General features: G+C 70.3%; 1 protein-coding gene. It reads left to right on the top strand.

Translation table 11 applies throughout. The features are described 5' to 3' along the window. Window positions 1-212, top strand: a 212-nt coding sequence (locus SB772_RS46485; RefSeq protein ID WP_410839331.1) for a hypothetical protein, incomplete at both ends; no start/stop codon positions are given.

Genomic DNA, 212 nt, shown 5'->3' with positions numbered 1-212 from the left:
ACCAGCAGCTTCAGCGCCGTCGAAGGGGCGAACACCGTGCAGGTCCGGCAGACCGATGTGGCCGGCAACGTGTCGGCGGCGACCAGCTTCAGCTTCACACTCGACACGGCCGCCGCCGCACCCGGCGTGGCGCTCGCCACCGACTCGGGCAGCAGTGCCAGCGATCACGTCACCAGCGTCGGTACCCTGACGCTCGGTGGCGTCGAAAGCGG

Origin of the sequence: Paraburkholderia sp. SIMBA_030, from assembly GCF_046535245.1 — a bacterium.
In the GTDB taxonomy this organism is placed as follows: Bacteria; Pseudomonadota; Gammaproteobacteria; order Burkholderiales; family Burkholderiaceae; genus Paraburkholderia.
The sequence above is the reverse complement of the archived record's forward strand: the minus strand, read 5'-3'. Positions and strand labels throughout refer to the sequence as shown.